Annotated in this window: 20 protein-coding genes; 4 read left to right on the top strand and 16 right to left on the bottom strand. The window is 67.5% G+C overall.

All coding sequences use genetic code 11. The features are described from left to right. Positions 1-58 precede the first annotated feature (58 nt). The 14 genes from EJO69_RS00525 to dinB all read right to left on the bottom strand — a co-directional run bounded on the left by EJO69_RS00525 (position 59) and on the right by dinB (position 15658). Positions 59-772 carry a cell division protein FtsQ/DivIB gene (locus EJO69_RS00525; protein WP_164519807.1) on the bottom strand — a complete coding sequence of 238 codons (714 nt, stop codon included), beginning with the start codon at positions 770-772 and terminating at the stop codon, positions 59-61. Between the two features lie 284 nt (positions 773-1056). Then, positions 1057-2400, bottom strand: coding sequence for a UDP-N-acetylmuramate--L-alanine ligase (gene murC, locus EJO69_RS00520; RefSeq protein ID WP_126037782.1), 1344 nt, complete (start codon positions 2398-2400; stop codon positions 1057-1059). Next, positions 2397-3494 carry a UDP-N-acetylglucosamine--N-acetylmuramyl-(pentapeptide) pyrophosphoryl-undecaprenol N-acetylglucosamine transferase gene (locus EJO69_RS00515; protein WP_126037779.1) on the bottom strand — a complete coding sequence of 366 codons (1098 nt, stop codon included), beginning with the start codon at positions 3492-3494 and terminating at the stop codon, positions 2397-2399. Before EJO69_RS00515 ends, murC begins: the two co-directional genes overlap by 4 nt. Next, positions 3491-4711 carry an FtsW/RodA/SpoVE family cell cycle protein gene (locus EJO69_RS00510; RefSeq protein ID WP_126037777.1) on the bottom strand — a complete coding sequence of 407 codons (1221 nt, stop codon included), beginning with the start codon at positions 4709-4711 and terminating at the stop codon, positions 3491-3493. Before EJO69_RS00510 ends, EJO69_RS00515 begins: the two co-directional genes overlap by 4 nt. Beyond that, positions 4712-6139, bottom strand: a complete 1428-nt coding sequence (gene murD, locus EJO69_RS00505; RefSeq protein ID WP_126037774.1) for a UDP-N-acetylmuramoyl-L-alanine--D-glutamate ligase — start codon at positions 6137-6139, stop codon at positions 4712-4714. It lies immediately after the preceding gene. Next, a complete protein-coding gene (gene mraY, locus EJO69_RS00500; protein ID WP_126037771.1) occupies positions 6121-7206 on the bottom strand; it encodes a phospho-N-acetylmuramoyl-pentapeptide-transferase in 1086 nt (361 codons plus the stop codon). Before mraY ends, murD begins: the two co-directional genes overlap by 19 nt. Further along, the gene (locus EJO69_RS00495) at positions 7200-8591 is read right to left on the bottom strand and encodes a UDP-N-acetylmuramoyl-tripeptide--D-alanyl-D-alanine ligase (RefSeq protein WP_126037769.1); all 1392 of its coding nucleotides are present in this window, start codon (positions 8589-8591) and stop codon (positions 7200-7202) included. Before EJO69_RS00495 ends, mraY begins: the two co-directional genes overlap by 7 nt. Further along, positions 8588-10024, bottom strand: a complete 1437-nt coding sequence (locus EJO69_RS00490; RefSeq protein ID WP_126037767.1) for a UDP-N-acetylmuramoyl-L-alanyl-D-glutamate--2,6-diaminopimelate ligase — start codon at positions 10022-10024, stop codon at positions 8588-8590. The genes EJO69_RS00495 and EJO69_RS00490 overlap by 4 nt, the downstream gene beginning before the upstream one ends. Beyond that, positions 10021-11916 carry a peptidoglycan D,D-transpeptidase FtsI family protein gene (locus EJO69_RS00485; protein WP_245993690.1) on the bottom strand — a complete coding sequence of 632 codons (1896 nt, stop codon included), beginning with the start codon at positions 11914-11916 and terminating at the stop codon, positions 10021-10023. The genes EJO69_RS00490 and EJO69_RS00485 overlap by 4 nt, the downstream gene beginning before the upstream one ends. A gap of 8 nt (positions 11917-11924) precedes the next feature. Further along, positions 11925-12320: a cell division protein FtsL gene (ftsL, locus tag EJO69_RS00480; protein ID WP_126037762.1), complete on the bottom strand. Its 396-nt coding sequence runs from the start codon at positions 12318-12320 to the stop codon at positions 11925-11927. Then, complete coding sequence (rsmH, locus tag EJO69_RS00475; RefSeq protein WP_245993688.1) at positions 12317-13258, bottom strand: 16S rRNA (cytosine(1402)-N(4))-methyltransferase RsmH; 942 nt, start codon at positions 13256-13258, stop codon at positions 12317-12319. The genes ftsL and rsmH overlap by 4 nt, the downstream gene beginning before the upstream one ends. A 98-nt stretch (positions 13259-13356) precedes the next feature. After that, entirely contained in the window at positions 13357-13788 is a 432-nt protein-coding gene (mraZ, locus tag EJO69_RS00470; protein ID WP_126037756.1) for a division/cell wall cluster transcriptional repressor MraZ, read from the bottom strand. 266 nt (positions 13789-14054) lie between these two features. After that, complete coding sequence (locus EJO69_RS00465) at positions 14055-14423, bottom strand: DUF3040 domain-containing protein (RefSeq protein WP_164519806.1); 369 nt, start codon at positions 14421-14423, stop codon at positions 14055-14057. A gap of 29 nt (positions 14424-14452) precedes the next feature. After that, positions 14453-15658: a DNA polymerase IV gene (gene dinB, locus EJO69_RS00460; protein ID WP_126037750.1), complete on the bottom strand. Its 1206-nt coding sequence runs from the start codon at positions 15656-15658 to the stop codon at positions 14453-14455. A 25-nt stretch (positions 15659-15683) separates the two neighbouring features. On the opposite strand from dinB, the gene EJO69_RS00455 reads away from it, so the two are divergent. Next, complete coding sequence (locus EJO69_RS00455; RefSeq protein ID WP_126037747.1) at positions 15684-16433, top strand: spermidine synthase; 750 nt, start codon at positions 15684-15686, stop codon at positions 16431-16433. On the opposite strand, the gene EJO69_RS00450 is transcribed toward EJO69_RS00455, so the two are convergent. Then, positions 16339-17667 carry an MFS transporter gene (locus tag EJO69_RS00450; RefSeq protein WP_126037744.1) on the bottom strand — a complete coding sequence of 443 codons (1329 nt, stop codon included), beginning with the start codon at positions 17665-17667 and terminating at the stop codon, positions 16339-16341. The genes EJO69_RS00455 and EJO69_RS00450 overlap by 95 nt on opposite strands. Positions 17668-17670: 3 nt before the next feature. Continuing rightward, complete coding sequence (locus tag EJO69_RS00445; RefSeq protein WP_164519805.1) at positions 17671-18591, bottom strand: PAC2 family protein; 921 nt, start codon at positions 18589-18591, stop codon at positions 17671-17673. 76 nt (positions 18592-18667) lie between these two features. Between EJO69_RS00445 and EJO69_RS00440 the strand changes: the two genes are divergently transcribed. From EJO69_RS00440 to serA, 3 genes are read left to right on the top strand one after another with little or no spacing between them, the layout of a single operon-like run. Further along, positions 18668-20737: a HelD family protein gene (locus tag EJO69_RS00440; protein WP_245993686.1), complete on the top strand. Its 2070-nt coding sequence runs from the start codon at positions 18668-18670 to the stop codon at positions 20735-20737. Then, positions 20737-21138 (top strand): DUF3151 domain-containing protein, encoded by a 402-nt coding sequence (locus EJO69_RS00435; RefSeq protein ID WP_126037735.1) that lies wholly within the window; start codon positions 20737-20739, stop codon positions 21136-21138. The genes EJO69_RS00440 and EJO69_RS00435 overlap by 1 nt, the downstream gene beginning before the upstream one ends. Positions 21139-21160: 22 nt before the next feature. Next, positions 21161-22405, top strand: coding sequence for a phosphoglycerate dehydrogenase (gene serA / locus EJO69_RS00430; protein ID WP_281272844.1), 1245 nt, complete (start codon positions 21161-21163; stop codon positions 22403-22405). Positions 22406-22460 lie beyond the last annotated feature (55 nt).

Raw genomic sequence — 22460 nt, 5'->3', positions numbered from 1 at the left:
ATAAGTTACGGAGAGGATGGGGCCCATTCAACCGCGACGCGCCGGAACTCGAAACTCGTCAATACGTGACCGGCGCACCGGGCAGTGTCACGTCGTAGGTCCCGGCCTCCTGGGTGAGAAGGACGGTGATGACCCGCGCCTTCTTCTCGTTCTCCTCGGAGCGGCCCCACTTGATCGTGCCTGAGTCGAGTGCGAACTCAATGAGCCCACTCTCCGTGATCGAGGCGCCGCGGACGCGGCCGTGGACGTCCTCCGGCAGTGCCGCAATCGCGTCGAGCAGACCCTGGAGATGCTCCGCCGCCCACTCCGACTCGAGGTCCATCGAGACCTTCGGCAGCGTGGCCATGAGGTCCGGGCCCACATCGAGCCGAGTCGCATCGGCCGCAATACCCTCGCAACTGTCGCCGGCACCGACGCAGGCGACCGGGACACGGGCGGTGATCTCCACAGTGACGCCGCTCGGGAAGGCCCCGTCGACGCGGGCACTCGCCACGGCCGGGATCCCGAGCAGCCTCTCCTCAAGCTCGCCCTCGGCGAGACGAAGAACAGGTGTTCCCTCAGCTTCGCCGAGAATCGCGGATATCTCCGCCTCGTCGACGACCCCGGCGGGATCCTCGATCGCGACATTGACGTCCCGCACCGAGAAGACGGTGGAGAAGAACAGGAGCCACACCGCGCCCCCCGCGAGTGCGAGCACGCCCGCGGCGACCGCGAGTCGTATGAGGAGAGTCCTGCGGCGGGCCCTCCTGCGGAGCGCGATCTTCTCACTCAACGGATACGGATCCGAGGATCGCTTCCGATGCGTGGGGACGGGAGGCTTCGGAGCGGCACTCTTCATGCGCTCACGGCGGAGCTTCGCAACCCGCGCCCGCACGCTCAGCCCCGGCTCCCGAGACGAGGGCGGGGCACTCTCTGGAGCCTGGTCCCGCACCGGCCGCGAGGCGGGCGGCCGATCCTCGACCGGCACCTCTCGGGGTGCCGCCTGGCGGACCGGTTCACCCGTGGGCTGTGGCTCTGCCGACCGGGGGGCCGAGCGGCGGGGCTGCTTCGGCGGTCTCACAGCGCCGCCAGGATCTCCGACGCCAGGACGGTCACGCTGCCCGCTCCCATCGTGACGATGAGGTCACCGGGTTCGGCGCGCTCCGTCATGGCGGCGGCCGCCTCGTGCATGTCCGCAATGAATTCGCCGCGGACCATCCTGTCCGTGATGATGCTGCCCTCAACACCCTCAACCGGCTCCTCTCGCGCGCCGTAGACGCCGGTGACGATGACGTCATCGGCGAGGTCGAGTGCGCGTGCGAACTCGGCCGCGAAGTTGAGGGTTCGGGAGTACAGGTGGGGCTGGAAGATGACGCGGAGGCTGCCCTCCGTCTGCGCGCGGGCCGCCGTCAGCGTCGCGGCGACCTCGGTCGGGTGGTGTGCATAGTCGTCGACGACCTCAATGCCGCGGACCGTTCCCCTGCGTTCGAAGCGCCTGCCCGTGCCCTTGAACGTCCCGATCGCCTCCGCCATCGCCACCGGGTCGACGCCGAGCTCGAGGCCGACGGCCCACACGGCTGCCGCGTTGCGGAGCATATGGTCGCCCGCGACCGCGAGGGAGAGCTCGGCGGAGCTCTGGTCGGACATCGACGTGAAGGAGACCCGGCCGGTCGTTGGACCGGTGATCTCGAGGTGAACGTGGGCGTCGGCCCCGACGGGCCCATCCGTCCCATAGGACCAGCGGCGACCACCGGCGCTCGCCAGCAGGCGCCGCGCGCCCTCATCGTCGCTGCAGGCGACGAGGAGCCCACCGGGAAGCCGGCGCTCAGCGAAGTCGACGAAAGCCTGCTCGAAGGCATCGACGTCGCCGTAGTGATCGAGGTGATCGGGTTCGATGTTGGTGACGACCTCGATCATCGGCGAGTAGTTGAGGAACGAGCCATCGCTTTCATCCGCCTCGGCGACGAACGCGGCGCCCTCCCCCAGCTTCGCGCCGGAGGCGCCGCCCGGGAGCGTCGACCCGACGGCGTAGGACGGTTCGAGGCCGACGGCTGTCAGCGCGACCGCCAGCATTCCCGACGTTGTTGTCTTGCCGTGGGCTCCTGCAATGGCGATGAAGTCCATGCCCGCTGCTGCGAGCGCGAGGGCCTCCGAGCGGTGGATGATGCGCTGACCGCGGGAGCGTGCCACCGCCAGCTCCGGGTTGGAGTCCTTGATCGCCGAGGAGACGACGAGCGTCGCCTCGGGATGAACATGTCCCGCCTCGTGGCCGATGTGGATGCCGATGCCGAGGCTCTCGAGGCGTGCCGTGTTGGCCGAGGCGGACCTGTCGGACCCCTCGACGGTCTGACCGCGGGCGGCGAGAAGCTCGGCGACGGCCGCCATGCCGACTCCGCCGATGCCGATGAAATGGAATCTCATAGGACACCCTCCACGAGGTCGGCGACGGCCGCCGCCCCATCCGAGACACCCGCGCCGGCGAGGATCAACGAGCGTCGCGTGAGCTCCTCCTCCGTCAGGAGGGGGATGATTCGGTCGCGGACAGCATCCGCCGTGAAGTCCTCATCAGCGATGTGGAGGAAGCCCCCGGCCTCGATGGAGGGCTGGGCATTGAGGTACTGCTCCCCGTTGCCGATCGGGAGCGGGACGACGACTGCGGGGATGGCGAGAGCCGCCAGTTCGGCGACCATGCCCGCACCGGCCCGGGTGACGACGAGATCCGCCATCGCGTAGACCTCCTCCATGTCCGTCACATAGTCGACCGTCCGGTAGCGGTCGCCGACGACGCCCGGGGCGATATCCGATTCTTTGCCTCTGCCCGTCACGTGGAGCACCTGTGCATGGTCGACGATGTCCGCGCCAGCCGCCGAGAAGGCCGTGTTGAGCCGACGGGCTCCCGAGGAGCCGCCGGTGACGACGATGATCCGCTCGTCCGGATTGAATCCGAAGCGCTCGGCCGCGGCCCGTCGGCGGGCGCGGGACCTCTCAGGGTCGCGCCGGTCCGCAGCGAGGACGCTGATCGCGGGGCGCAGCGGAAGGCCGGTCACCCGGGTGACCCCGTCCCTGGCCTTGAGCCGGGTCGTCCCGAAGGTGAGGGAGACGGCCTTCGCCCAGCGGGCGCCGAGGCGGTTGGCGATGCCGGCGCGGGCGTTCTGCTCCTGGATGACGACCGGGATCCTCTCCATGCGCGCCGCCAGGTAGGCCGGTGCGGAGACATACCCGCCGAAGCCGAGGACAACGCGGATGTCGCGGTCCCGGATGACGGACCGCAGGTCGCCGACGGCGCCGGCGAGCCGGCCGGGAAGGCGGAGCAGGTCAACTGAGGGTCTGCGCGGCAGAGGAATGCGATCGATCGTCACGAGCTCAAGGCCGGCCGCAGGGACGAGCTCGGCCTCGAGACCGGTCGCGGTCCCGACGGCGATGACCTCGTGACCGCGGGCGACCAGCTGCTCGGCCGTGGCGAGCATGGGGTTGACGTGGCCGGCGGTGCCGCCGGCGGCGGCCAGGATTCTCATCGTGTGCTCCTCAGGGCGGCTGTGGACCGGTAGGACATGCGGGGAAGGCGAAGCGACTTCGCCACCCCGGGGTGGCTGAGCGCCGCGGATATGACGACCGCGACCGCGAGAAGGCAGGCGACAAGGGCGGACCCGCCCTGGGAGATGAACGGCAGTGGCACGCCGAACACGGGAAGCACGCCCGTCACGACCATCATGTTGAGCAGCGCCTGGCCGACCAGCCACATGGCGACCATCGCCACGAAGCAGCGCACCCACATCTCACTGTGGTGGGTGATGATCCTCAGCATCCCGAAGCCGAGGACGACATAGAGGAGGATGACGGCGAGCCCGCCGAAGAAGCCGAGCTCTTCGCCGATGACGGCGAAGATGAAGTCGTTGTGCGCCTCGGGGAGGTAGTTCCACTTCTCACGGGAGGCGCCGAGGCCGACGCCGCCGATCCCACCCGTCCCGAAGGCCCACATGGCGTAGTCGGACTGCGTGGGCTCGTGGATGTCCGGCATCGTGAACAGGTTCTGGGCGTAGTCGATGATGCGGTTGAGCCGCGAGCTCTGGATGGCGACGAGGATGACAGCGGCCAGACCGACGAAGAGCCCGGCACTGGCGAACCAGCGCCCCGGGATCCCGGCGAGGTAGAACGCGACCGCGAACATGAGGACGTAGATGATGGCGGTTCCCATGTCCTGGCCGGCGAGCACGGCGATGAGCGCGGCGATCGCGCCCGCGCCTGCAGGGTTGAGGACCCGCCTGAGGTCGGTCATGTCCTCCCGGGCGATTCTGCCGAGCATGACGGCGAGCCACAGCGCCGCGGCGAGCTTGAGGAACTCGGACGGCTGGATGTTGACGCCACCGAGCGAGATCCAGTTCGTGTTGCCGCCGACCGAAATACCGAGGGGTGTGAGCACGAGGAGCTGGAGGACGATCCCAAGCACGAAGAGCGGCCATGCCGCCTTCCGATAAAATGCTGCCGGGACGAGGGAGAAGACCGCCAGGGAGATGAGTCCCACCACGGCGAATTGGAGCTGGCGCTGTGCCATCGCGAATCGCGCGCTCGGGTCATCGAAGGCGATGGCGACCGAGATCGACGAGACCGACGTCGCCGAGAAGACCATGACGACCCCGAGAACCGTGAGGATGAGGGTCGAGGTGAGAATGAGGAGGATCGCTTGGCGGATGACGTCTCTTGACCGCTCGGGTGTGAGGGGGACGCTCATCATCTACTCCAAGACTGCACGGGTGAACTGGTCGCCGCGATCGGCGTAGGACGCGAACTGGTCCCAGGAGGCGCAGGCCGGCGCCAGCATGACAACGCCCGAGGTGCCGGCGAACTCGCGAGCCGCCGACACGGCCTCTGCCATGACTGTAGCGGAGCTCGGTGGGATGACGGCGACGGGCACGCCCGGGGCCTGCGACGATAGTGCCCGCAGCAGCGGCTCCTGCTCGACGCCGATGATGACCGCGGCCCGCAGCCTCGGCGCGATGTCCGCAACGAGGGACTCGAACTCGGCCCCCTTGCTCACCCCGCCCGCGATCCACACGATCGAACCGTCCTCCTGGGCGCGGATCGATGCCCGCGCGGCGTGGGCGTTCGTCGCCTTCGAATCATCGATCCACGTCACCCCGTCCGTGACGGCGACGGTCTCGATCCTGTGCTCGCCGAGGCTGAAGCTCCGCAGTGCGGATCGGATCGCACTCGGTGGGATCCCGGCGGCGCGGACGAGTCCCGCCGCCATCATCGCGTCGCTCAGCAGGTGGAGCGGCACCTCGCCGTGGGCGAGGTGGGCAAGATCCTCCAACTGGAAGAGCTCATGGGCGGAATGGAAGCGGTCGGCGCCGTAGGCGCGCTCCGCAACGATGTCCTCAACGAGGCCGATCTGGCCCGGTGCGGGAATCCCCCGGGTCAGGCCGATGGCGCGGGCCCCCTCGATGACGTCGGCCTCCTCGACCATTGCCGCGACGGCGCGGTCATCGACCGGATAGAGGCAGGCGAGCTGCGTGTTCTCGTAGACCCGCGCCTTGTCGGCGTGGTACGCCTCGCGCGATCCATGCCAGTCAAGGTGGTCATCGGCGATGTTGAGGCAGCCCGCGGCAAGCGGAGACATGGTCGACGTGGAGTGGAGCTGGAAGGAGGACAGTTCGACGACGAGGAGATCCGGACCGTCCCCGCGGGTGACGGCAGTGACGATCGGGTCGCCCACGTTCCCCACCGCGGCTGCCCGCACCCCCGCCTCAGCCGCCATCGCCGCCGCCATCTGGACTGTCGTCGTCTTGCCGTTCGTGCCCGTCACGGCAAGCCACGGAGCGGCCTCGCCATCCTCATCGCGCGCCCGCAGGCGCCAGGCGAGCTCGACCTCGGACCAGATCGGGATACCAGCCTTCCGCAGGGCGGTGTGGACGTCACCGACGGCGGGCAGGCCCGGGGAGACGACGACGATGTCCGGCTGCCAGTCGAGGAGTGCCCGCGGGGTGAGAAGCCGCGCCTCGGCCTCGTCGCCTCGGCCGTCCCACGCGGACAGCACGGCGCCGGTGTGCTCGGACAGCGCGGCGAGGCTCGCCGTGCCTGAGATGCCCATGCCGGCGACTGCGATGCGTGCCCCGTCCAGCTCTCGGAGCCTCGGTGTGCGCCTCACTGGAGTGAGAGCCATTCCGTGTAGAACAGCCCGCCGCCGAGGGCCGCGAGCAATGCGGCGATGATCCAGAAGCGGATGACGATCGTCACCTCACCCCAGCCCTTGAGTTCGAAATGATGATGGAGCGGTGCCATGCGGAATACCCGTTTCTTCGTCAGTTTGAAGACGCCGATCTGGATGACATCGGAGATGACGATGATGACGAAGAGGCCGCCGATGAGGACCGCGAGGAACTCGGTGCGGGACAGGATCGACATGCCCGCGAAGGCCGCGCCGAGGGCGAGCGAGCCGGTGTCGCCCATGAAGATCTGGGCCGGCGAGGCGTTCCACCAGAGGAACCCGAAGCAGGCGCCGACGATCGCGGCACCGATCATCGCGAGGTCGCGCGGGTCGCGCACCTCGTAGCAGCCGGTCGACGGGTCGAGCAGGGAGAGGCAGGACTGGTTCGACTGCCAGATCGTGAGGATCGTGTAGGCGCCGAAGGCGATCATCGACGCACCCGTCGCGAGACCGTCGAGACCGTCGGTCAGGTTGACCGCGTTCGACCAGGCCGTGATGAGGAAGTTCGCCCAGATGACGAAGAGGACGACGCCGAAACCCACGCCCCAGAAGGCAAGGGTGATGTCCGTGTCGCGGACGAACGAGATGCGCAGGGACGCGGGTGTTCGGTAGTCGGCGTTGCGGAACTGGAGTGCGAGGACCGCGAAGAGGATGCCGATGAGCGCCTGCCCAACCATTTTGCCAAGCGGGCTCAGCCCGAGCGAGCGCTGGTTGGAGATCTTGATGTAGTCATCCGCGAAACCGATCGCGCCCATGCCCACCATGAGGAACATGAGGAGCCAGCCGGAGGCGCCGGGCAGTCGGCCCGCCGTCAGGTTTGCGACCGCGTAGCCGATGACGGTCGCGAGGATGATGACCACCCCACCCATCGTCGGCGTCCCCCGCTTCGTCTGATGCGAGGTCGGTCCATCCTGGCGGATGAACTGGCCGTACTGCTTCTTCACCAGAAGCTTGATGAAGAGAGGGGTGCCGAAGAGGGAGATGATCATCGCCACTCCCATGGACACCATGATGCTCAGCACAGTTGCTCCTTCAGCCGATCGGCGAGCTGCCAGATCTTCGATCCGTTCGAGCCCTTGAAAAGGATAGTGCCAGAATCCGCGCGTTCAAGCAGGAGAGGCCACGCCTCGCTCACCGATGCCGCCTCGAGCGTCTCGACCCCTGCACTCCGCGCACCCGCGGCGAGCGAGGGCGCGTCGACCGCGATGAGGGTGTCGATCCCGAGGGCTGCGACCTCACGCCCGATCGCCTCGTGTTCACGGTCGGAGTCCTCTCCCAGCTCGAGCATGGCGCCGAGCACCGCGAGCGAACGGCCCTCGCCGGTCAGCTGCGCGAGTGCGCGCAGGCCGGCCCGCATTGAGTCCGGGTTCGCGTTGTACGAGTCGTCGATGACGGTGAGATCACCGGCGCTCCACACGTCCATCCGGTGCGGAGAGGAGGCTCCGAGCCCGCTCAGGCCAGCGGCGATCTCATCGAGCGGCAGACCTGCGGCGAGCGCGACCGCGGCAGCGGCAAGGGCATTGGAGACATGGTGCTCACCGACGAGGCCGAGGTCGACCCGGGCGGAGGATCCGCTGTGGTGAAGAGTGAAGGAGGCCCGACCATCGGCGCCGACGACGATGTCCGATGCGAATACGTCGCCATTCCCACTCGCCGAAAAGGTGAGGACAGTCGACGCCTTGGCCGACATCGCCCTCACGCGGTGGTCGTCCGCATTGAGGACGGCAGTGCCCCCTGGAAGGATCCCGGAGACGAGCTCCGATTTGGCCTTCGCGACATTCTCGATACCGCCGAATTCCCCGAGGTGGGCGCGTGCGACCGCGAGGACGGCGCCGATGTCGAGGGGCGCGATCGACGTGAGGTGCTCGAGGTTGCCGATCCTGTCGGCGCCCATCTCCAAAACCAGGGTCGCCGTCGTCTCGTCTGCACGCAGCACGGTCAGAGGCAGCCCGAGCTCGTTGTTGAAGGAGCCGGGCGGGGCGATGATCGGCCCGCGGCCCGCAAGGACCGAGGCGAGAAGATCCTTCGTCGTCGTCTTGCCGACCGAGCCGGTCACACCGACGACGAGGGGTGAGGCGATCTGGCGGATGCGAGCGAGACTGTCCTTCGCGAGGAGCCCGAGCCCGTCCTGAGTCGAGGGGACGCGGATGAGCCGAGCGGGATCCGCTCCCGTTGCGAGGGCGCGCTCGTCATTCTCGATGAGCACACCGGTCGCGCCCGCGTCGAGCGCCTGCTTGGCGTAGTCGTGCCCGTCGACGCGGTCACCGGTGATCGCGACGAAGAGCTCGCCTCCGGTGATCGACCTCGAATCGATGGTGACGGCGCGGACCTCGTCCTCGCCGTGGCCGTCCGCGAGCAGGGTGCCGCAGGCGGCAATCGCTGTGCGGGCAAGAGAAAGTGGAATCATGGCCTGTCCCTTCGGGCGAGAGCGTCCCTCGCGACCACCCGGTCGTCAAGCTCGATAAGGTCGCTCCCGACTTCCTGAATAGTCTCATGGCCCCGGCCGGCGAGGAGAACCGTGTCGTCGTCTCCTGCCGTGAGGATCGCGTCGGCGATGGCCTCGGCACGGTCCCCGATCTCCCGGATCTCGACGAGACCCTCAGCGCCCGCGCGGATCTGCGCCCGAATCGTCGCCGGGTCCTCGCTGTGCGGATCATCATCGGTGAGATAGAAGACATCGGAGCCCTCGGCGACGACTCTGCCCATGATCGGGCGCTTGAGCGCGTCCCTGTCCCCCGCCGACCCGGTGAGGGTGATGAGACGGCCGGCCGTGTCCCTCCGCAGGGAGGAGATCGCCTTCTCCAGGGCATCGGCATTGTGGGCGAAGTCGACGACGACGCGCGGACGCTCGCTCAGCACCTCCATGCGCCCCGGAACAGCGGGAGAGATGTCGGCGATCGCCGTCTCGGCCCCCGGAACGCCCGCTTCGAGCACCATGGCTGCCGCGAGCGCGGCGTTGGCCACGTTGAAGTCTCCGGGCAAGCCGGTCTGACAGGTGTAGGTCTGCTCGCCCGTCAGGGTGAACTCGCCCTCACCCTCGACGAGCCATCCCCTTCCGTCACGCTGCGTGCGGCCGGCCCAGGCGACGGGCCTGCCCTCGCGCATGAGCCTCTCGTGGAGGAGGGCGCCATACTCGTCGTCGGTCCAGATGACGCCGCGCTCAGACTTCTCCTCGGCGAACAGCAGCGCCTTCGCCTCGAAGTACTCCTCGAGCGTCTCATGGTAGTCAAGATGGTCCTGGGTGAGGTTGGTGAAGCCCGCGACCGTGTAGCGGATCGGGTCCGTCCTGCGCTGGGCGAGGGCGTGGGAGGAGACCTCCATGACAAGGTCGGTTCCCCCCGCCGCGACGAGGTCCGCGAGGAAGCGCTGAAGGTCGGCGGGCTGGGGTGTCGTCAGACTGGCCGGGACGTCCTCTCCTGCGATCTGGAGCGCGACCGTGCCGACCAGGCCCGTCACGCAGCCGAGGCGGGCGAGGATGTGCTCGACCATGTAGGCGGTCGTCGTCTTTCCGTTCGTGCCGGTCACCGCGAAGCTGCGGAGCCGGTCGGCCGGCTCGCCGTAGACGAGAGCCGCGACGCGGCCGAGGACGGCCGCGACATCGGCGGCAATGGCAACGGGGATGCCGGCGGGCACGTGCTCTGCCCCCGCCTCGTCGGTGAGGACGGCGGCCGCTCCGCGGCCCACCGCATCCGCGGCGAACCGTGCGCCGTGCACATGCTCGCCGGGGACGCCGGCGAACAGGTCGCCCGGGGCGACCGTGCGATTGTCGGCCGCGACGCCGACGATGTCGGCCTCACCGGTGACCGCCACGCCGAGCGCGGCAAGGGAGGACAGCTTCATCGATCCACCGACTCTCTATATGATCCGTTCTCGGACAGGAGTCCGCCGGCCGCGGCCTGCTGCAGCTCAATCTCCGACCACGGGTACTGGACGAGGGGCACGGGCGAGGGCGGGATTCCCAGGTGCCGGACGGCGAAGGCGCCGAACTCGCCGAACACGGGGGCGGCCGTCTCCGAGCCGTAGCCCGGGCCCTGCCCGTTGTAGACGACGACCGCGACGGCGATCTGGGGATCGTCGGCGGGGACGACACCCGCGAAGGTGCCGACGCGGTGGCTGAGCCCGCCGCTCCCGTCGGGCATCTGCGCGGTGCCGGTCTTGCCGGCCACGTTGTAACCATCGATGCGGGCATAGTAGCCCGTCGAGCCGTTCTCGGTCACGGCCTGCATGATCCCGAGCATCTCCTGCGCCGTCTCCTCCTCGACGACGCGGACCGGCTCGTCGACGATAGTCGGCTCGACCGTCCCGTCCGGGAGGATGATCGAGTCGACGATGTGGAGATCGGTGCGGACACCGCCGTTCGCGATCGTTGCCGTCATCTGGCCGAGCTGCGCTGTCGTCAACGCATAGGCCTGCCCGAACATCGTCGTGTATCGCTCGCGCGGGCCCCACGTCGTGTAGTCCGCGAGGATGCCCGGCGATTCTGCTGGGAGCTCGATCCCGGTGCGCTGGCCCAGGCCGAAGGCCTGCATGTACTCGAAGCGCACCTCGTCCGGCACGGTGTCGCCGATCTGGATGAGGCCGGTGTTGTAGGACTTGGCGAGAATGCCGGCGACGGTGAGGTTCTCGGCCGCGTGCGGCTCATTGTCCCGGATGGTTTCGCCGTTCGGCATGGTCAGGGTCGAGGCGGTTGGGAAGACGGAGGTCGCGCTGACCTGTCCCTGGTCGATGGCGGACGCGAATGTCATGAGCTTGCCGGAGGAGCCGGGTTCGACGGGCGACTGGATCGCCCGAGACCCGACGGATCCGCCCGAGCCCGGATTCTCCGGGTCGAACGTGTGCGTGTCGGACAGCGCGAGCACACGGCCCGTGCCCACCTCGATGGCGATTGCGGATCCCCACTCGGCGCCCTGTTCGGCGACGGACCGCTCAAGGGCCTCGTCGAGGGCGAACTGCAGGTCGACGTCGACGGTCAGCGACACGCTTGCGCCGTGCTCGGCCGGTTTCTCGATGGTCCGACCGGTGGGGATGACGGCCCCGGAGCGAGAGATCTCAACGGTGAGCGAGCCATCGACGCCGGTGAGGTGCTCGTCCATGCTCCGTTCAATGCCCGCCTGGCCCCCATGCTCACCCTCGCCATCCTCCCCGAGGAAGCCGAGGATCGAGGCGCCGACGCGACCGTTCGGGTACTCCCTTCGCATGAACTGTTCGGGTTCGATGCCGGGGATCCCATAGGAGTTGATCTGCCGCCACACCTCGGGAGAGACATCCTTGACGAGATAGACCCAGCTGCGCTTCGTCTCACCACCGTGGAGGATGCCGGCCAGGCGCGCCTCATCGATCCCGAGGATGGGGGACAGAACATTCGCGGCCGCAGGAGCCCCGCGGCCGACGATCGTGCCGTCCTCATCGCGTCGCACGTACGACTCGACGAGGTTCTGATTGACGGCAACGTTGTATCGCTCGCGAGAGACCGCGAGAACATTGCCGTTCGCGTCGAGAATCTGGCCGCGCTCGGCGGGGATCGTGTAGGTCCGCGAGCGGAACTGGATCGCAGTCTCCGAGAGCGTGTCGGCCCTGACCACCTGAAGGTCGATGAGACGGAGTCCGAGCAGGGCAATCGAGACCGCGAAGAGAATGACGATGACCCGGAGCCGAGAGGTCAGGCTGCCGCTCGGGCGCGTACGATCTCGCCTGAAGAAAGAGGGCAGCCTGGGCCGGGACGTGGTGCTCACGTCAGCCATTATGGCGCGTTGCCTCCGATGCCGGCGCTAACGACACCTTCTCCCAGGTCAACGTGTCGAATCTCAGCAGCTGGGACTAGCCCGAGGGCTTCGGCACGGACCCGCAGTTCGACGGCTGTCGAGGCCTCCGCGATCTGGTCGGTCAGGGTGCCCTGGGTGTCGGCAAGATCATTGAGCAGGACCTGCTTCTGCTGGATCTCGTACGCCCCTTCCACCATCGCGGTGTTGAGCCCGAAGACGGTCGCGAGCGCACCGCAGAAGAGCAGGATGCAGACGACCGTTGCGGCAACGAAGCCCCGGACTGGTGCGGGGCTGGGGACAACTTCGATCGTGGGCAGACCAGCGACGATGGGCCGGCGTGCAGGGCGAGCTGGTGCATGGGCTGTAGCGCTCATCGTCTTCCTTCGTGGAGTTTTTCGCAGGCACGGACACGTACCGACGCTGATCGGGGATTCGCCGCGATCTCGGCCTCATCGGCCTGAATCGCACGTTTGGTGAGAAGTCGGAAGGGTGGGGAGTCCATCTGGATCGGGACGCCGATCGGTGTCGTCGAGGCTGACATGCCCTGCATGGCCCGTTTGACGATGCGGTCCTCGAGCGAGTGATATGACTCGACGACGAGTCTGCCGCCGACCTGGAGCACCGCCATTGCCCGCGGGATCGCCCGCTCGAGGATGCCGAGCTCATCGTTGACCGCGATGCGCAGAGCCTGGAACGTCCGCTTCGCCGGGTTGCCGCCCGTTCGTCGGGCCGCGGCCGGGATCGCGGACTTGACGAGCTCGGCGAGCTCGGCTGTGGTCAGCGACGCCCTGTTCGGGTGCTCGACGATCCGCGACGCGATCCGCGACGCGAACTTCTCCTCCCCGTAATGGGAGATGATCCGGGCGAGCTCCCCATGGGAGGACTCGGCGATGAGCTCAGCCGCCGTCCGTCCCTGCGAGGTGTCCATCCGCATGTCGAGCGGAGCGTCCTGGGAGTAGGCGAAGCCGCGGCTCGCGTCGTCGAGCTGGAGGGAGGAGACGCCGAGATCCATGAGGATCGCGTTCGGTCGACCATGCTTCTCGGCGATCTCGTCGATCATGTCGTACTCAGCATGCTCGGCGGTGAACCGGTCCCCGAAGGGGGCCAGCCTCTCCGAGGCAAGCCGGATCGCCTCCGGGTCGCGGTCGATCCCGACGACACGGAGCTCGGGGAACCTCGTCAGCGCCGCCTCGGTGTGGCCGCCCATGCCGAGCGTCGCATCGAACAGGAGGGCGGGACCGTCGAGTGCGGGCGCGAGGAGCTCCATGCAGGTGTCGACGAGCACGGGAACATGCTTGTCTGCTGCGCTCATGGCACCTCCTGATGAAGCCTTGACGGTGGTCCCCTCCCGTATCTCTGGCATTGGGGAATTGGTGCCAGAACCACGGGAGGGGGCCGCCGCCAAGACGGCTATAGAACTCCTGGGATGATCTCTTCGTCCCGCTCGGCGAACGCGGCCTCCTGCTCTTCCAGGAAGCTGGTCCATGCCTGCGAGTTCCAGATCTCGACGCGGCTGCCCGCGCCGATGACCGCGAGGTCGCGCTCGAGGTCCGCATACGCCCGCAGGTTCGCAGGGATCGTGATCCGACCCTGCTTGTCGGGCTCCTGGTCGACCGCTCCCGAGAGGAAAACCCGCAGATAGTTGCGGGCCTCCTTGTTGGAGAGGGGGGCCTTCCGGGCGTCCTCCTGCATCTGCATGAAGTCCTCGACCTTGAACACATAGAGACAGTGCTCTTGACCGCGCGTGATGACCAGACCGCCAGCGAGCTGCTCACGGTACTTGGCAGGCAGAATCAGGCGTCCCTTGTCGTCGAGTTTGGGCTCGTACGTGCCTAGGAACATCTGATACACCTCCCCGGCCATCAACTGCGCCCCACTTTACCCCACTTCCCCCCACGTGCAAGGGCAAACGCGTGCGTCTCATCGAGAATTCACTGCAATGACAAGGGATTGGCGGGTGGAGGGGAAAAGGTCCCTTCAGGGGTCTCTCAGGCACGGCCGAATCGCGCGGAGCGTCCGCTCGGCTCGGAGCGTCGCGCTGGGCACTCTGAGCGCACGAAAAACCCGGCCGAAGCCGGGTCATCGAAAGCGGTGGAGGGATGTGGGGGTCAGCGGCCGTCCTGCTCGCGGCGGCGGTTCCACATCTCCTCTTGGCGGGACATGAAGGAGGCCTTCGGGTCCCCGCTCGGCTGTGTGGACCCAGAATTGGCCGAGATTGACCCGATCGGGCCTGAGAACGTGTACATCGCTCCGCCGAGCATGACGACGAAGCCGATGATGCCCAGCCAGCTCAGGCTGAAGGCGACCGCGGCGACGAGGACGCCGAGACCGGCGACGATGATGAACACTCCGAGGACGAGCCTCTTGAGCGAGACCTGACGGGCAGGTTGAAATGACTCAGCGAGCTTAGGATCCTCGTCGCGGAGCTGAGCCTCGAGCTGCTCGAGCATCTTCTGCTCGTATTCCGACAGCGCCATGGCAACCTCCCTAGTGTCGTACCTCCCCATCATAGCCGCTCCCCCTCCGATCCCGATAGCAGGGTGCCGGGTCCCACTGCCCCCGTCCCGAAGCGTTTCCTGATTGTGTCCAGGGCTTTTTCAGCCTGCTCGGTGCGTCCGCCGTCCTCGAGCGTGGCCTGGCCCGAGTCCCCCGGCTCGAGGTTCTCCACCCGCACCCCGATGAGGCGCACCCCGCCGCGCGGCATCTCCAGCAGCGTCGATGCCACGCGGTAGATCTCGTGGGCGAGGTTTGTCGGGGCCTGAAGGGTGTGGGAGCGGGTGATGGTCGTGAAGGAGGCGTCGCGGACCTTGATGGTGACGCGCCATGCGACGAGCGAGCGGGCGCGCAGGCGCCGCGCACAGTCATGGGCCTGCTCGAGCATCCGCGCCCGCACGTGGTCCGGATCGGTGAGCAGATCGAACGACGTCTCCTCCCTGCCGATCGACTTCTCCGGCCGCGAGGTGACGACGGGGCGCGGGTCGATCCCGTTCGCGAGCTCCCACAGCTTCACCCCCGACCTGCCGAGCACGCGCTCGAGGTCGTCACGTGAGAGCTCTCGAATATCGGAGACGGAGCGGATGCCGCGCTGCTCGAGCCGTTTTCTCGTCGCCTCGCCGACGCCCCAGATCGCGCCGAGCGGCAGCTCGCCGAGGAAGGCGGCGGTCTCGGACCTGGGGACGAGGAGTAGACCGTCGGGCTTCGCGTGCGCGGAGGCGATCTTCGCGACGTGCTTGGTGGCGGCGATGCCGACGGAGGCGGGCACTCCCTCCCTGGCCCTGATCTCCTCGCGGATGAGAGTGGCGATCTGGACGGGGGTGCGCCTCCGGTCGCCCGACACGTCGAGGAACGCCTCGTCGACGGAGACCTGTTCGAGCAGTGGCGTGAACGAGCCGAGGATCTCCATGACGCGGCGGGACACCGCCGAGTACACGCCGTGCCGGACGGGGATCATGATGAGGTCGGGGCAGAGGCGCTTCGCCTGCGCCACCGGCATGGCGGAATTGACACCGAAGGAGCGTGCCTCGTAGGACGCTGAGGTGACGACGCCGCGCTCCGCGCCGCCCACAGCGACCGGCAGGCCGCGCAGGTGTGGCCTTTCAAGGAGTTCGACCTCGACGAAGAACGCATCCATGTCGACGTGGAGGATCGGCGTCTGCGAGTCATCGCTGCCGAGTGACCGGCGGGCGGAGGCCGAGCGCGGGCCGCGAGACATGGACGCCTCCCTTAGGCTGGTGGGCATGGAAGAAATGACGACGATGGGAACCGCCCGCATCGAGGTCGATCCCGATCGCCCTTCGCTGCTCATACTCTATCTGGACGGGGTGCCCTCGTCGGCGATCGATCTGGACGACCCCGAGTACCTCGAGTTCGAGTACATGCAGCACATGCGCATCCTCGCCGAGGCGGCCCGCCCGCGGGGCACGAAGATGAGGGCCCTCCACATCGGCGGGGCCGGATGCGCGCTGGCCCGCGCATTCTCCTCCTCCCACCCCCAGGCCCACCAGCTCGCCGTCGAGATCGACACGATTCTCGCCGAGAAGGTCCGCGAATGGTTTCCCCTCCCCCGGTCACCGCAGCTGCGGATCAGGGTCGCGGAGGGCCGCTCGGTCATGCGGGGCCAGGCCGGCCGTGGCTGGGACATCATCGTGCGGGACGCCTTCGCCCAGGGGACGGTCCCCTATCAGCTCATGACGTACGAGGCGGCGGTCGATGCGAGGAGCGCTCTGGCACCCGACGGCGTCTATCTCGTCAATCTCTCCCGCCACTACAAGCCGGAGCTCGCCACCCTCATGGCGGTGTTCGACCACGTCGTCGCCATCACCGATCCCGCCGTCTGGTCGGGCAGGCGCTACGGCAACATCACGGTCGGCGCCTCGATGGCCCCCTGGCCGGCTATGCACCGGGAGGTGCATCGTCTCCCGCTGCCCGCCCGGCTCTACTCTGATCTGATTCCCTCCGCCGCGCCTCTGCACGACGTTCCCGAATGATCCGCTCGATCGCGACCCTCGCAGGGACGATTCGCAGTCCCCGGTCCCTCTCGAATCGACGTTTCGCGAAGGGGCTGACCGCGAGGAAGCCGACGACACCGATCGCGACGATGATGAACTGCGAGGCCATAGCGAGCTTGAAGTCGCCCGTACTGTAGTCGCCGTCCGGTGCCCGCCAGTCGAGGACGAGCCCGATGAGGAAGGACGCGCTGAGCGCGGCGACGAAGCCTCCCTGATTGATCATGCCGTTCGCGGTGCCGAGCCTGCTGAGCGGGACTGCCGTGCGACCGAGATCGAAGGCGATCGACGAGCCGGATCCGGTCAGGGCGATGACGACGAGGAGCACCGCGAACTCCCACAGGCGGATCGGTCGCGGAATGAGCAGCAGGTACGCCCACGAGAGAGTGAAGACCGCGATGATGGCCACGATCGGCATCGGCCGGCGCAGCGGATGCCGTGAGGTCATGCGTGCGACGAGCGGCCCGGTGACGACGCCCGCGGCGGCGGCGATGATGAGCATGGCCGCCGCCGTCTGCTGGTCGATGCCGTTGGCGACCATGAACGGCACTCCCCACAGCAGGAGGAAGACGTGCCCCGGGAAACCGAGGGTGAAGTGCGTCCAGAAGCCCTGCCACACCCCCGGGTGGCTGAAGGTACCCCCGCTCGTCTTCGTCGTCGACGTCGAGAACCTCTCCTTCTCCCTGATGAAGAGGGCGGCGATGAGGGCGACCGCCGCGCCCGTGAGCCCGAGCGAGATGAAGGCGGTCTCCCACCCGAACCGGGCGAGCATCATCGCGAACGGGATGGAGGAGATGACCTGCCCCGCCTGACCGCCGATTCCCGTCAGCTGCGTGAACAGCGGCACCCGTCGCGGCGGGAACCACTGCGGAACGAGCCGGAGCACAGACGTGAACGCCGAGGCATCGCCCATGCCGATGAGAACCCGGGCGGCAAGCGCCGACGGATAGGTGGCGGCGAGCGCAAGCCAGATCTGGCCGCCCGCGAGGATGATGGCGCCGATGACGAGAATCGGCCGCGAGCCGAAGCGATCGAGGAGCATGCCGAGCGGAATCTGGCAGGCCGCATAGACGCCGAGCTGGATGACGGTGAACATCGACAGCTCCGCTGCCGAGATGTCGAATCGGGCGAGCGCGTCGAGCGATGCGACGCCGAAGCTGGTGCGTGCGGCGATGGCCATAATGTAGATGGCCATACCCGCCAGCCAGATCCGCACAGACTACTCCTCTGGGCGTCGGGCGTGCCGACCCCGCTTCCGCTGGGGCCTGTCGGTGCGACGAGCCAGGTACTTCTCCGCGGCCTCCCCGATCTCGTCAGCGGTGGGGATCTCTGGAAGCTCATCATTGGGCAGGATGAAGCCCGAGTTCGGCCCCTCCGTGTCGTAGTCGTCCTCGAGGGAGGCGACGAGCGAGCGGAAGTCCTCCTGCTCGCCGTACACGGCCTCAATCTGGTCGGACTCGGTCTGGGCGACGCGCTCGAGGTCGCCGACGGGCAGCGCCAGTCCCGAATCGTCGGCCACGAACGTGGCTACCGCACCCGCAGCCGCGGCATAGACGCCGTTGACGAGGTAGAAGGGCACCCGGGCGAGGACCGATGACGTGTCGATTCCGGACGTGCCCAGTGTGTAGACGAGGAACTCGGAGAAGTTGACGGACTGAATGTAGGTCGCGTCCTGCTCGGGGTGGGTCCGGCGATAACCGCGGATGAGCAGATCGACCGGTCTCGTGTGCGGTATCCCGGACGGCAATCCGCCGATGGCGTAGAACTTCTCCACGCCGAACTGGGTCGCGAGCTGAAGCACGCCCTCGGCAAGCGAATGCCAGCGCAGATCCGGCTCGTTGCCGCGCAGGATGAGAAGCTTTTCGCCCTCGATGTCCTCGACGACGAACACGTCGAGGCGCGGGTCGACCATGCGGGTCATTGCGCCGTTCTCGAAGGTGATCATGGGCCGCTCGGAGCGGAAGTCGAAGATGAGATCCGGGTCGAAGGAGGCGATGAGTTCGCCCTCTCCGAAGGATTGGGCGATCGATCCCGCGATCCCCCCGGCGTCGAACGGGCCTCCGCCGACCGCGCAGATGAGTGTCGAGATCTGCTGCGGGGCCTCGTCGGGATCCGACGTGAATTCCAGCAGGTCCGTCATGCTCCACCTCCGCTCGATGATGACAACCAGTTGTCTCTCTTGGATAATTGTATGTCTCATGAGCGATGGAGAATCAATGGATGCAGTTTCCGAGGAGCAGGCCTACGTCGACAGGGCGTACTCACGGCTCGACTCCTTAGCTGCGGGCTACACCCGCAAACTGGCGGAGATCCGCCGACAGGGGGGTCGCGGGAACCCCGAGGAGCTGTTCCAACGAGACTCGTTCGCGGCAGATTACGAGGACCATCTCGCCCGCCTGTCGCACGTCGAGCACCAGCTGGTCCTCGGCAGGCTCGACACCGAATCGGGTGACGTGGGCCATATCGGGCGCATCGGGCTCCGTGACGAGGATCGCAATGTGATTCTTCTCGATTGGCGAGCCCCTCAGGCCGAGCCGTTCTACCAGGCCACGGCCCTCAACCCACAGGGCATGGTGCGCCGCCGCCACATCCAGTCCCGCCTGCGGAAGGTCATCTCGGTCGAGGATGAGCTGTTGACGTCGGATACGGAGGCGACCGCCAATCTCAACCTCACCGGCGAGGGCGCCCTCATGGCCTCTCTCGGCTCCGCCCGTCAGGGCCACATGGGGGACATCGTCGCCACCATTCAGGTTGAGCAGGACCGCATCATCCGCGCCGACTCCACCGGCGTCCTCATCGTTCAGGGCGGCCCCGGCACCGGCAAGACCGCCGTCGCACTCCACCGCGCCGCCTACCTGCTCTACGCGCACCGCAACCGGCTCGCGAACTCCGGCGTCCTCATCCTCGGGCCCTCCCCCTCGTTCCTCTCCTACATCTCACGCGTCCTGCCCTCGCTCGGCGAATCCGACGTCGTGTCGTCGACCGTCGCCGATCTTCTCCCAGGGGTGACCGCGACCGGAGTCGACCGCCCTGAGGTCGAGGAGATCAAGGGCAGAGCCGTCTGGGTCCGAATCGCGCGGCGCGCCGTCGACTATCTCCAGCGCCCGCTCACGACGCCGACGACCCTCCGGATCAACTCCTTCGATATCGAGCTGACGCCCGACGTCATCGCGATCGGCCACGCGCGTGCCCGCCGCGGCGATCGGCCGCACAATGAGGCGCGCCAGTCCTACGCCCGCGCCGTCATCGAGGAGCTCGTGAGGAAGTACCTCGAAGTCTCGGACACGGAGGAGCAGGACTGGCTCAAGGCCGACATCGCGTCCAACGAGCAGGTCCGCCGCGCCGTCAATCTCTGCTGGCTGCCCGCGACTCCGACGTGGCTCCTCGAGCACCTCTATGCCCACCCCGGTCTGCTCAAGCGGCTCGCACCCGAACTGTCGGACGACGAGCGTGCCCTGCTCGAGCGACCGCGAGGATCCGGTTTCACCGAGGCCGACATTCCAATCCTCGACGAGCTCGCCGAGCTGCTCGGCGACGTTCCCGCGGCGGAGTCGGACGACGACAGCCTCGAATCGTACGCGAGCGCGACACTGGCGAGCATGGACCTCGGCGGCGGTATCGTCACCGGCAGGATGCTGGCGGAGCGCCAGCGCCAGGGCGGCAGGCGCCTCCCCCTGGCGGAACGCGCCGCACAGGACCGCACGTGGGCGTACGGGCACGTCGTCGTCGACGAGGCCCAGGAGCTGTCGCCCCTCGCGTGGCGCATGGTTGCCCGGCGTGTCCCGTCCCGGTCGCTGACGATCGTCGGCGACCTCGATCAGCGCCCGTCGGGCGCCCCCGAGGGCGGCTGGCGAGAGCTGCTCGGACCGCTCGCGAGCCATATGCGAGAAGAGGTGCTGACGATCTCCTACCGCACTCCGGCGGCTGTACTCGAGGAGGCCGAGGCGGCGATGAACCGGCGCGGCATCAGCCTCCGCCATCCGGTCAACGCCGTTCGCGAGGTCGACCGCTCTCTCCGATACGAGGAGCTGGACGTCGCGATCGAGCAGGAGCTCGCGTTCCTCACCGCCGAATACGGTGAGGGCCAGGGCCTCATCGCCATCATCTCCGAGAACCCGCCCGCCATCGATCATCCGCAGATCCATACGATGACGCCGCGGGAAGCGAAGGGGCTCGAGTTCGACTCGGTCATCGTCGATGGGACAATAGCGGAGCCGGGTGACCTCTATGTCGCCATGACGCGGCCCACCCAGCACCTCATCCTCACCCCTGGAACGGAGATCTGATGCACATCTCAATCGGCCCTGAGGCCACGCACCTGCCTGACGAGCCTGAGGTTCGCGCGCTCATCGAGAGCGCAGCACCCGACGAGGTCGCCCGCCGGCATCCGCAGTCGCCCCTCGCGTGGGCGCGACTCGCGGAGCTGGCCTGGACCGAGGGCCGCGAGCTCGATTCCTATGCATACGCACGAGTCGGCTATCACCGCGGCCTCGACGCGCTGCGCAGGGCTGGTTGGCGGGGCAAGGGCCCCGTCCCTGCCTCACATGAACCGAACCGCGGTTTCCTCCAGGCGCTCCATTGCCTCGGCCGCGCCGCCGCGGCAATCGGCGAGACAGCCGAAGTCGACCGGATCTCCGCATTCCTCGACGAGTGCGATCCGTCGGCTCGAGAGATCTTCGACGCATAGCTTCTCAGCAGATGGGTTTCATTTGCCGAGGCGGCGCCGGTGGCGCGAAGATAGAGCAATGACCCGTGCCCTGCTTCTTGAAAATCCCCATTCAAATGCTGATGCCGCGTTCGTCCGCGCCGGCATCGAGGTCGTGCGCCACCACGGTGCGCTCGACGAGTCCGACCTCATCGAGGCCCTCGAGGGCTTCGACATGCTGGGCATCCGATCGAAGACCGAGGTGACCCAGAAGGTCATCGACGCACACCCCGATCTGCTCGCCATCGGCACCTTCGCGATCGGCACCAACCAGATCGACCTCGAGGCCGCCACGAACCGCGGCGTCGCCGTCTTCAACGCCCCGTACTCGAATACGCGATCCGTTGTCGAGCTGGCCATCGGCGAGATCATCTCGCTCTCGCGCCGCCTTCCTGTCCAGAACGATGCGCTGCACCGTGGCATCTGGGAGAAGTCCGCCGTCGGCGCCCACGAGGTCCGTGGTCGCACTCTCGGCATCATCGGTTTCGGCAACATCGGTATGCAGCTCTCGGTCGTCGCCGAGGCGCTCGGCATGAGGGTCGTCTTCTACGACACGGCCGAGAAGCTCATCATCGGCAACGCTCGCCGCATGAACTCGATGGAGGAGCTCCTCGAGGTCGCCGACATCGTCTCCATCCACGTCGACGGCCGCGCCTCCAACAGGAACCTCTTCGGCGAGAAGGAGTTCGCGATGATGAAGCCCGGAGCGATTTTCCTCAACCTGTCGCGCGGCTTCCTCGTCGATATCGATGCGCTCGCCGCCCGAATCGAAGACGGTTCGATCGCGGGTGCCGGTGTCGACGTCTTCCCGACTGAGCCCCGCGCCAACGGCGATCACTTCGATTCGGTCCTCACGGGCCTGCCCAATGTCATCCTCACGCCTCACGTCGGCGGCTCGACCGAGGAGGCGCAGCGGGCCATCGGCCTGTTCGTGTCCGAAAAGCTTGTGTCCTATTACCGCAAGGGCGCGACCGACATGTCGATCAATATGCCGCAGATCGTCGACTCCCCTGCCAAATCCGCACGGTACCGGATAGCCTGGGTGCACTCGAACATGCCGGGCGCCCTGGCGAAGGTCAACCGGATTTTCGCGGAATCGGGTGCCAACATCGACGCCCAGCAGCTCGCAACGCAGGGCCAGGTGGGCTACTCGGTGACCGACATCTCGTCGAACATTCCAGAGGAAGCCGTCGCTGAGCTCGCCGAAGCCGAGGAGACCATCCGTCTGAGGGTGCTTTCTCGAGACTGACGTCGCTCCGCATGGCAAAATGGAGTGCGTTCCATAATTTTGCGTGAGGAGATCA

Origin of the sequence: Flaviflexus salsibiostraticola, assembly GCF_003952265.1 — a bacterium.
Taxonomy (GTDB): domain Bacteria; phylum Actinomycetota; class Actinomycetes; order Actinomycetales; family Actinomycetaceae; genus Flaviflexus; species Flaviflexus salsibiostraticola.
This window is presented reverse-complemented; position numbering and strand designations above follow the sequence as displayed.